This is a genomic window from Micromonospora sp. 4G55 (assembly GCF_016803375.1).
This window is the reverse complement of record NZ_JAEVHN010000202.1, coordinates 1-9,892: the sequence shown is the minus strand read 5'-3', so window position 1 is coordinate 9,892 and position 9,892 is coordinate 1. Positions and strand designations below refer to the sequence as shown.

6 protein-coding genes and 2 pseudogenes are annotated in these 9,892 nt (G+C 75.3%); 4 read left to right on the top strand and 4 right to left on the bottom strand.

Annotated features, from left to right (window positions below):
• On the bottom strand, positions 1–305 hold a 305-nt coding region (locus JNW89_RS17770; protein ID WP_238449768.1), incomplete at its 3' end, for an EsaB/YukD family protein.
• Between the two features lie 101 nt (positions 306–406).
• Between JNW89_RS17770 and eccCa the strand changes: the two are divergent.
• The 4 genes and pseudogenes from eccCa (at position 407) to JNW89_RS17750 (ending at position 7,384) form a co-directional block, all read left to right on the top strand.
• Positions 407–4,361 (top strand): annotated as a pseudogene (eccCa, locus tag JNW89_RS17765) (type VII secretion protein EccCa).
• Between the two features lie 75 nt (positions 4,362–4,436).
• Positions 4,437–5,788: pseudogene (gene mycP, locus JNW89_RS17760) on the top strand (type VII secretion-associated serine protease mycosin).
• Between the two features lie 42 nt (positions 5,789–5,830).
• Positions 5,831–6,631, top strand: a complete 801-nt coding sequence (locus JNW89_RS17755; protein ID WP_238449767.1) for a phosphatase PAP2 family protein — start codon at positions 5,831–5,833, stop codon at positions 6,629–6,631.
• Between the two features lie 30 nt (positions 6,632–6,661).
• Positions 6,662–7,384 (top strand): phosphatase PAP2 family protein, encoded by a 723-nt coding sequence (locus tag JNW89_RS17750; protein ID WP_238449766.1) that lies wholly within the window; start codon positions 6,662–6,664, stop codon positions 7,382–7,384.
• A 41-nt stretch (positions 7,385–7,425) separates the two neighbouring features.
• On the opposite strand, the gene JNW89_RS17745 is transcribed toward JNW89_RS17750, so the two are convergent.
• The 3 genes from JNW89_RS17745 to JNW89_RS17735 all read right to left on the bottom strand — a co-directional run.
• Positions 7,426–8,604: a MarP family serine protease gene (locus JNW89_RS17745; protein WP_088959917.1), complete on the bottom strand. Its 1,179-nt coding sequence runs from the start codon at positions 8,602–8,604 to the stop codon at positions 7,426–7,428.
• A 58-nt stretch (positions 8,605–8,662) separates the two neighbouring features.
• Positions 8,663–9,358, bottom strand: coding sequence for a CoA pyrophosphatase (locus tag JNW89_RS17740; protein WP_238449765.1), 696 nt, complete (start codon positions 9,356–9,358; stop codon positions 8,663–8,665).
• 114 nt (positions 9,359–9,472) lie between these two features.
• On the bottom strand, positions 9,473–9,892 hold a 420-nt coding region (locus JNW89_RS17735), incomplete at its 5' end, for a TlpA disulfide reductase family protein (protein ID WP_238449764.1).

Sequence of the window (9,892 nt, the reverse complement as noted above, 5' to 3'; positions counted from 1 at the left end):
TCGGCGATCGCCTCCACCACGTCGTCGTACTCCAGCTCGGGCCACTCGGCGTGGGCCGGCACGAGGTGCAGCACCTCGCCGTCGCGCACCCCCTGCGGGAGCAGCGCCTGCGCGGTCGCCAGCACCGCCCCGTCGGTGCGGCGCAGCACCCAGCCGCCGTGCCGCTCGCCGTCGTCGGCCAGCCCTTCCCCGGCGTGCCGCAGCACCTCGGGCAGCAGCTCGGCGAGGGGCACCTGCTCCGGCAGGGCCACGTCGACGCGTCGTTGCGGAGCGCTGATGGTGACCCTGGCCAGCCCGGTAGTCATCGACTGATCTCCATATCGAGCGGGAGCGGTGGCTGACGGACGACAGGACTTTACCTACCATGAGCCAGGCTCGGGTTACCGAGCGCCACCTTGGAGGGTCAGTGTCCACTGTCGTCATCAAGCGACCGCCGCGCCGTCCGGCGCCGGAGATACCGGTCGGTGAGCTGCCCGTCGAGGCGCCGCCGGAGATCCCGGCGGTGACCGGTGGCCGCTGGCAGCAGGCGCTGATGGTGCTGCCCATGCTGGGCGGCACGGTGGCGATGGCGATGATGTTCGGCCGGGGCGGCGGTGCCTACTCGTACGTGGTGGGCGGCATGTTCGGGCTCTCCTCGGTGGCGATGCTGGTGACCTCCTGGGGCAGCGCCTCCGGCACCCCGAAGAAGTCGGAGATGATGGCCGCCCGCCGCGAGTACCTGCGGCACCTGGCCGCGCTGCGCCGCCGGGTCCGGCAGACGGCCGGGCAGCAGCGGGCCGGGCTCTTCTACCGGCACCCGGACCCGGGCCGGCTCTGGTCGACCGTCGACAGCCACCGGGTCTGGGAGCGCCGGCCGGGTGACCCGGACTTCGCCGTGGTCCGGGTGGCCGTCGGCCCGCAGACCCTGGCGACGCCCCTGATCCCCCCGGTCACCCGACCGCTGGAGGAGCTGGAACCGATGACCGCGGGGGCGCTGCGGCGCTTCCTCGACGCGTACTCGGTGGTGCCGGACCTGCCGGTGGCGCTGTCGATGCGCAGCTTCGCCCGGGTCTTCGTCCGCGGCGAGGCCGGGGACGCGCGGGGCGGCACCGGCTCGCCCGCCGCCCAGGCGCTGGCCCGGGCCATGCTCACCCAGCTCGCCGTCTTCCACGCCCCGGACGAACTGCTCATCGCGGTCTGCGCCGGGCCGGAACGGCGGGCGCTCTGGGATTGGGTCAAGTGGCTGCCGCACGCCCACCACCCCGGCCGCGCCGACGCGCTCGGCCCGGTCCGGCTGGTCACCAGCTCCGCCGCCGAACTGGAGCGGCTGCTCGACGAGGTGCTGGCCACCCGGTCCCGGTTCAGCCCGGCCGGCCCGGCCACCGACGGGCCGCACGTGGTGGTGCTGCTCGACGGCGGGGACCTGACCGGGGCGACCGAGCTGGCCGGGGACGGCGGCATCGACGCGGTCACCGTCATCGACCTGGACACCCCGCCGCCGCGGCTGCTCGACCGCTTCGCCCTCCTGCTGGAGCTGCGCGGCGACCGGCTGCACTCCCGGTCGGCCGAGGGGCACGCCGAGGTGGGCACCGCGGACCGGCTGGAGGTCGGCCGGACGCCGAGGCGGTGGCCCGTCGGCTCGCGCCGCTGCGGCTGGCCACCACCGTCCGCGGGGGCGAGACCGCGCCCGGGGCCGAACTGGGCCTGCCCGAGCTGCTCGGCATCGGCGACCCGGAGGGCTTCACCGCCGAGCAGGGCTGGGCGCCCCGCTCGGGGCGGGACCGGCTGCGGGTGCCGATCGGCGTCGGCGCCGACGGCGGCGCGATCGAGCTGGACCTGAAGGAGTCGGCGCAGGACGGCATGGGTCCGCACGGCCTGCTGATCGGTGCGACCGGCTCCGGGAAGTCGGAGCTGCTGCGCACCCTGGTGCTCGGCCTGGCCGCCACGCACAGCTCGGAACAGCTCAACTTCGTGCTGGTCGACTTCAAGGGCGGCGCCACCTTCGCCTCCTTCGACCGGTTGCCGCACACCGCCGCCGTGATCACCAACCTGGCCGACGCGCTGCCGCTGGTGGACCGGATGGTGGACGCCATCAACGGCGAGCTGATGCGCCGCCAGGAGCTGCTGCGCCGGGCCGGCAACTTCGCCAGCCTGCGCGACTACGAGCGGGCCCGGGCCGCCGGCACCCCGCTGGCCCCGCTGCCCTCGCTGCTGCTGATCTGCGACGAGTTCTCCGAGCTGCTCTCCGCCAAGCCGGACTTCATCGACCTGTTCGTCCAGATCGGACGGCTGGGCCGGTCGCTCGGGGTGCACCTGCTGCTGGCCAGCCAGCGCCTGGAGGAGGGGCGGCTCCGGGGCCTGGACACCCACCTGTCGTACCGGATCGGGTTGCGCACCTTCTCGGCGCTGGAGTCCCGGACGGTGCTCGGGGTGCCGGACGCGCACGAGCTGCCCCGCTCGCCCGGGCACGGGTACCTGCGGGCCGGCACCGACCCGCTGGTCCGGTTCAAGGCCGCGTACGTCTCCGGGCCGGTACGCCGACGGGGCGCGGCGGCCAGCGGCGGCGCCGGCGGCGGCACTCGGCTGCTCACCTTCTCCACCCACCTGGTGCCGGTGCCGGAGCCGGCCACCCCGGCGCTGCCCGCCGTCGAGGAGGAGACGGAGAACCTGCTCGACGTGCTGGTCGGCCGGCTCGCCGGGCAGGGCCCGCCGGCGCACCAGGTCTGGCTGCCGCCGCTCGACAGCGCACCCACCCTGGACGAGCTGCTCGGGCCGCCGCCGTCGACCCGCAGCGCGGCCTCACCGTGGCCAACCCGGAGCTGCACGGCGCGCTCCAGGTGCCGGTGGCCGTGGTGGACAAGCCCTTCGAGCAGCGCCGCGACCTGCTCTGGCTGGCGCTGGACTCCGCCGCCGGGCACGTGGCGGTGGTCGGCGGGCCGCAGAGCGGCAAGTCGCACCTGCTCCGCACGCTGATCTGCGCGCTGGCGCTCACCCACACGCCGGCCGAGGCGCAGGTCTACTGCCTGGACTTCGGCGGTGGCGGGCTCGCCGCGCTGCGCGACCTGCCGCACGTCGGTCAGGTGGCGGGGCGGTCCGACCCGACGGTGGTGCGCCGGACCGTCGGCGAGATCGCCACCCTGCTCGCCGAGCGGGAGCGCCGCTTCGCCGAGCTGGGCGTCGAGTCGATGGCGGCCTGGCGGCAGCGCCGGTCCGGGTTGGCGGGGGCCGGCCAGCCGACCGTCGACCCGTTCGGCGACGTCTTCCTGGTGGTCGACGGCTGGGCCACCCTGCGCGGCGAGTACGACGACCTGGAACCGCTGGTCACCGACCTGGCCACCCGCGGCCTGTCGTACGGGGTGCACGTGGTGGCGAGCGCGGTCCGCTGGATGGACTTCCGGCCGGCCATCCGGGACCTGTTCGGCTCCCGGCTGGAGCTGCGCCTCGGTGACCCGTCGGACTCGGCGGTGAAGCGGGTCGCCGCGGCGAGCGTGCCGGAGAAGTCGCCCGGCCGGGGCATCACCGCGCAGAGCCTGCACTTCCTCACCGCGCTGCCCCAGCTGGCCGGGACGGAGCCGACCGACCTGGTGAAGGCCGTCGCCGGAGCCTGGTCCGGTCCGCCCGCCCCGCGGGTGCGGCTGCTCCCGCCGGTGCTCCCCTACGCCGACCTCGACACCTCCGCCGCCACCGGGCTGGCCTTCCCGATCGGCGTGGCCGAGGCGGACCTGCGCCCGGTGGCTGTGGACTTCGCCACCGAGCCGCACTTCGTGGTCTTCGGCGACGCGGAGTGCGGCAAGTCCTCGTTCCTGCGCGCGCTGGCCACCTCGATCATCGACCGGTTCACCCCGGAGCAGGCCCGGATCATCCTGGTCGACTACCGGCGCAGCCTGTACAGCCTGATCGACGACCCGCACGTGATCGGGTACGGCAGCGCGGCGGCGCACACCGCCGAGCTGGTCGAGTCGGTCGCCGGCTACATGCAGGCCCGGCTGCCCGGGCCGGACGTGACCCCGGCGCAGCTGCGGGAGCGGTCCTGGTGGTCCGGGCCGGAGCTGTTCGTGCTGGTCGACGACTACGACCTGGTGTCCAGCGGCCCGGCGAACCCGCTGCGCGGCCTGGAGGAGCACCTGCCGCAGGCCCGCGACATCGGGCTGCACCTGGTGCTGGTCCGCCGTTCCGGCGGCGCCGCCCGGGCCCAGTACGAGCCGATCGTGCAGCGGCTGCGCGAACTCTCCACCGCCGGGCTGGTGATGAGCGGCAGCCCGGACGAGGGGCCGCTGGTCGGTCAGGTCCGTCCCGGGCCGCTGCCGCCCGGGCGGGGCCGGCTGGTCACCCGGCGTGAGGGCGTACGCCTGGTCCAGTTGGCACATCTGCCCTCACCGTGAGCGTGTCCGGCGGAACGTCCCGCCGGGGAGGGGAAAACCGGTAATCTGCCGAGCAGCACGTGTCAAGGACGATGAATGGCGGAGGATGTGACCAGGGTTCGGCACGGCTCCCCGACCGCGCTCCACCGGTTCGCCGGCCGGGCGTTGCTCGGTGTCGCGGCGACCGCCGTGACGGTCGTCGGCGCGGTGCCGCCACCGGCGTCGGCCGCCCCGTCCCGACCGGTCACCGTCACCGCCGCCGGCGCGCCGCTGGCCGAGCCGGGTTTCGCCCCGGTGGAGACCACGGCCCGGGCGACCGGGTCCGCGACGACCAGTGGCAGCTCGAGGAGTTGCGGGCCAGCACCGCGTGGAGCGCCTCCACCGGCCGGGGGGTCACCGTCGCGGTGATCGACTCCGGGGTGGACGCCTCGCACCCGGATCTGGCCGGCCAGGTGCTGCCCGGCATCGACCTGGTCTCCCCCGCCGGCGCCGGCGAGCCGGACCCGGTGGGCCACGGCACCACGGTGGCCAGCCTGATCGCCGGGCGCAACGACGACCGGAAGGGCGTGGCCGGGCTGGCCCCGGGCGCCCGCATCCTGCCGGTCCGGGTGCTCGACGACGAGAACCGCTACGACGACGCGATGATCGTCGCCAAGGGGGTGCGCTGGGCGGTCGACAACGGCGCCCGCGTGATCAACCTGTCCCTGGGCGGCAGCGGCGACAGCCCGGCGCTGGCCGCCGCGCTCGACTACGCCTTCGCCCGGGACGTGGTCGTGGTCGCCTGCACCGGCAACCTCGCCACCTCGTCCAGCCCCAAGGTCTGGTACCCGGCCCGGGAGCCCGGCGTGATCGCCGTGGCCGGGCTGGAGGGCAGCAGCGAGAACCTGTGGTCCGGCTCGATCACCGGGCACGCCACCACCCTCACCGCGCCGGCCACCCGCCTGGTCGGGGCCCGCCCCGGCGGCTACTGGGGGGTGCAGGGCACCAGCTTCGCCGCACCGCTGGTGGCGGCGACCGCCGCGCTGGTGCGCGCCCGGTTCCCGGAGATGTCCGCCGGGGACGTGGTCAACCGGCTGCTGACCACCGCGAGGGACATCGGCCCCACCGGTCGGGACGACCGCTTCGGGTACGGCATGGTCGACCCGGTGGCCGCGTTGACCGCGGACGTGCCGCTGGTGCACGGCAACCCGCTCGACGACCAGACCTCCCCCGGCGTGGTCGGCTTCGGCCCGGCGCCCGGGTCGACCGACGAAGCCCAGGCCGGCGGCACCGGCTCCGACCCGCTCGGCTTCACCACGCCCCGGCAGCACACCCGCTGGTCCGCCCAGCCGGCCGGTGCCGAGGACGACACCGCGCCGCGCCGGCTCTGGACCGGCGTGGCCATCCTCGTCGCCCTGGTCACCGGCACCGCGCTGATGATCCGCCGGTTCCGTCTCTGGGGCCGCTGACCCCGGCCTGATCGGTCGCGTTGCTGGGTAAGAGCTGACGCCATGAGCAACCCCGGCCAGCGCCCCTCCGTACTCCCGTCGACCCGCTCCTGGCGGGGCCGACGCCTGGACCGCGACCACTCGCTGGGCCTGCGGCTGACCCTGGCCTCCGCGGCGGCGTTCCTGGTGCTGGTGCCGTTCGCGCTGCTGGCCGTGCTGGTGGTGGGCGCCTGGCCGCCGCTGCACCACCTGGACGCGGTGGTGACCGACGCGCTGTACGGCTACGCCGTCGACCACCCGGTCTGGGTGCGGGCGATGAACGGGTGGACCAGCGTCTTCGGCCCGGGACCGCTGCGGGTGGCGGCGCTGGCCGTGGTGGTCTGGCTGTGGACCCGCCGGGCCCGCCGGCTGGCCCTCTGGGTGGTCACCACGATGACCGTCGGCGGGCTGCTCGGCGCGCTGCTGAAACTGCTGGTCGGCCGGAGCCGGCCGGACCTGCTCGACCCGGTGGCCCGGGCGGCCGGCTTCGCCTTCCCGTCCGGGCACGCGCTGAACGCCACCCTGGCCGCCGGCGTGCTGCTGCTGGTCTTCCTGCCGTACGCCCGGGGCCGGACGGCGGCGCGGGTGGCGCTCTGGGTGGCGGCGGTGCTGGTCGCCGGGGTGACCGGGCTGAGTCGGGTGGCGCTGGGCGTGCACTGGACCAGCGACGTGCTGGGCGGCTGGCTGCTCGGCGTGGCGGTGGTGGCGGCGACCGCCGCCGCGTTCACCACCTGGCGGGAGCGGACCGGCCGGCCCGCCGCCCGGCCCACCGCCGAGGGCGTGGAACCCGAGCTGGCCGACGGCCGGAACGAGCCGGACGCGTAGTTGCGGGCCGGCGGGGGTAATGGGCGGCCCATGTCCGACTTCGCGGTGCAGGTCGTCAAGCGGGTGCTGGCGCCGGTGGCCCTGCTGCTCACCTTCATGGTCCTGCTCGGGGTGCTGGTCACCCGGGTACTGGACCGGGTCTGGCCGTTCACCGTCGAGGACGCGGTCAACCGGGAACTGGCCGCCGACCGCACCGGGGGCTGGAACGACGTCTCGCTGGTGTTCAGCACGCTCGCCAGCACCCAGGTGATCGTCCTGGTCACCGCGGTGGCGGCGCTGGTCCTGCGGCTGGTGCTGCACCGCTGGCGGGAGCCGCTGTTCCTGTGCGCCGCGGTCAGCGCCCAAGCGCTGGTCTTCCTGCTGACCACGATGGCCATCGACCGGCGTCGCCCGGCCGTCGAGCACATGGACGTCTCGCCGCCCACCTCCAGCTTCCCGTCCGGGCACACCTCGGCGGCGGTGGCGCTCTACGTGGGCATCGCGCTGCTGCTGGCGCTGCGGGCCAAGAGCACCGCCGGCAAGGTCACCTGGTGGGCCCTGCTGGTCCTGGTACCGGTCGGGGTGGCGCTGACCCGGATGTACCGGGGCATGCACCACCCGAGCGACGTGGTGGCGTCCTTCGTCAACGGCGGCACCTGCGTGGCGATCATGGCCCGGGCGGTGCTGGACCGGACGCTGAACTGGGGCCGGGCCCGGCTGCCCGGGGTCACCCCGTCGGGCGGGGACGTGGCCGCCGCCCACGCCCGGAGCTGACCCCGGCCGCACTCACCCGGCCGCCGCGGCGGGGCTAGGCCCTAGGTGCAGTCGCCGGTGCCCACCCCACGGGTACGCTCCGCGCCCTCCAGCGCCACCGGCCGCGCCTCCGCCGCGGTGACCGCGAAACCGGTGTTCGGGTCGTCCGCCGCCGCCGCGAAGATCACGCCGAGCACCAGACCGTTGGAGGAGACCAGCGGGCCGCCGGAGTTGCCGCTGCGGACCAGCGCCCGGATCGTGTAGATCTCCCGGGTCACGTCGCCGGAGGAGTAGATGTCCGGCCCGGTGATCCGGTCGACGTCGCGCACCCGGGCCGGCCGGGCGTCGTACGGGCCGTCGAGCGGGAAGCCGAGCACGATCGCGTCCGAGCCGCTGCCGGCCTGCCCGGCGGCGAAGCGCAGGGACGGGCCGGGCAGCCCGGGCACGTGCAGCACGGCGAGGTCGCGGTCCGGGTCGTAGACGACCACCTCGCCGTCGTACCGCTCGCCGCGCAGCTCCACCGCGACGGAGCGGGTGCCGGCCACCACGTGCGCGTTGGTCATCACCCGGTCGTCGGCGTACACGAAGCCCGAGCCCTCGATGCGGCGCGCGCAGCTCGGCGCGGAGCCCAGCACCTTGACCACCGACCGCTGGCTGTTCGCCACCACCTGGGAGCCGGCCAGGGCCGGGTCCGGCGGGGAGACCTGCCGCGCCTGGGTGCGGCCCAGGCCGTTGAAGACGTCCGGGAAGCCGTCGGTGTCCACCGTGTCGCGCAGGGCGGTGGAGAGCTCCTGGGCCCGGTCGGGCAGCACCCGGTCCACCACGGTCAGCAGCGCGCTGTTCTTGACCGAGGCGGACAGCCAGGGCAGCGGGGAGGAGGCCAGCGGGACGGCGACCAGCCAGGCCACCAGCATCACGGCGAAGAGCGAGACGAACGCGCCGCCGATGTCGTCGGCCCGCTTCGCCACGTCGTTGGTGATCGTCCTGCGCAGGTGCGAGCCGAGCCAGCCGGCGAGTGCCTGCCCGAGCACGGCCAAGCCGAAGACGGCGACCAGGGAGATCAGCACCCGGGTGCCGCTGTCGACGAACTGCCGGGCGAAGATGGGGCCGACCTGGAGGCCGAGGAGCGCGCCCAGGAAGAAGCCGGAGAGCGAGAGCGCCCCGATGGCGAAGCCCTGGCGGTATCCGCTGATCGCGAACACGAGCATGAGCAGGAGCAGGACGAGATCCACGACGGACACGCGTCAAGGGTACGGGCACCGGGCACGACCGGGGCGTTGCGCTTGCGGAACGTGACGGTCAGGTCAGCGGGCCAGCCATCTCGTCGACTTCGTCGGTGCCGGCGGAGGGTGCCGGGGTGGCCCCGGCGGGCGGCAGTTCGATCACCCGGCCGCGCGGCCAGGGGCGGGCCCAGCCCCCCATCTCCAGGAGGGTGGCGAGCACCCCGGCGGTGAAGCCCCAGACCAGCATGCCGCGCACGGAGAAGGCGGGCCCGATCCAGCCGCTCGGGTGGCGTACCCGCATCCGGTTCTCCGGGTCGACCAGCTCGGCGACGGGCAGCCGGGCGACGTGGGCGACCTCGGCCGGCTCCCGGGGGTGCACCGGGTGCGGCGAGTGCCACCAGGCCAGCACCGGGGTCACCACGAAATCGCTGACCGGGATCCACAGCCTGGGCAGCTCGGCGAGCACGGTCACGCTGGCCGGGTCGAGGCCGACCTCCTCGTTCGCCTCGCGCAGCGCGGTCGCGGAGGCGTCGGCGTCCTCCGGGTCGGCCGCGCCGCCGGGGAAGGCCGGCTGGCCGGCGTGGTTGCGCAGGGTCGCGGCCCGCTGGAGCACCAGCACGTCCGGGCCGACTCCGGCCTCCTCGCCGAGCAGCACCAGCACCGCGCTCTCCCGGCCGCCCTCCTCGGGGGTGGTGAGTCGGGTGAAGTCCTCGGCCCGGGCGGTGCCGAGCCGACCGAGCAGCGGGTCGAGCCAGGCCGGCGGGCGGGTCACGGCTTTCCCTTCATTCGCGACTGCGGGGCTCGCAGGACCGGCTCACTCCTCGCGCTCACGGTGCCACCTTCATTCGCGACTGCGGGGCTCGCAGGACCGGCTCACTCCTCGCGCTCACGCGGAAACCTCTACGCCGAGGTGCTGCCGGACCAGCGCGGCGAGCCGGGCGTCGTCGAGGGCGCCGGTGGCGTCGGTGTGGCGGACCCGGCCCTGCGCGTCGACGAGGAGGGTCAGCGGGAGGGCGTTGCGCCCCAGCTCCCGTTGCAGCGCCTCGCCCTGGTCGAACAGCATCGGGAAGCGGATGCCGTAGTCCTCGCCGATGGACTGGGCGGCGCTGCGGGTGTCCCGGCTGTTGACGCCGATCACCTGGAGCCGGCCGGCCGCACGCTCGCTGAGCCGCTGGAAGGCGGGCAGCTCCTTGCGGCAGGGCGGGCACCAGGAGGCCCAGACGTTGACCACGGCGGGCCCCGGACATCCCGCAGCCGCCACCGGCGTGCCGCCGGTGAAGCAGGACAGGATCAGGCCCGGCAGCGC

What these genes read in the sequence shown, in the direction of transcription:
- JNW89_RS17755 (WP_238449767.1), top strand. Translation starts at nt 5,831, where the DNA reads ATGAGCAACCCCGGCCAGCGCCCCTCCGTACTCCCGTCGACCCGCTCC.
- JNW89_RS17750 (WP_238449766.1), top strand. Translation starts at nt 6,662, where the DNA reads ATGTCCGACTTCGCGGTGCAGGTCGTCAAGCGGGTGCTGGCGCCGGTG.